Source organism: Halostella sp. PRR32 (assembly GCF_034808085.1).
GTDB classification, from domain to species: Archaea; Halobacteriota; Halobacteria; order Halobacteriales; family Natronoarchaeaceae; genus Halostella; species Halostella pelagica.
The window spans coordinates 1-254 of the sequence record NZ_JAXHGL010000213.1; the positions used below are offsets into that span (position 1 = coordinate 1).

At 68.1% G+C, this 254-nt stretch carries 1 pseudogene; it reads right to left on the reverse strand.

Annotated features, from left to right (window positions below):
- A pseudogene (locus tag SM753_RS20925) lies at positions 1 to 254 on the reverse strand (nucleotide pyrophosphatase); the annotation flags it as partial.

Here is a 254-nt window from a genome sequence, read left to right on the forward strand (position 1 = left end):
TGGTCGAGGATCAGGTCCGGCGCGTTCTCGGCGTAGGGGCCCTCGTAGTGCTCCTCGCCCCTGTGGACCGCCTCGACCAGTCGCTCGCCCGTCTCGGGGTGCGTGAGTCCCGAGAGCCGTTCGATGAGCTCGTCGCGGGTCGCCTCGTAGTCTGGGTCGTCCGCTGACAGCGTGAGGTAGATCGGACCCTGGTTGCTCGCGACGGCTCTCGTCTGCTCCCAGTTCACCGCGGAGAGGACACGCTCGCGCTTGAC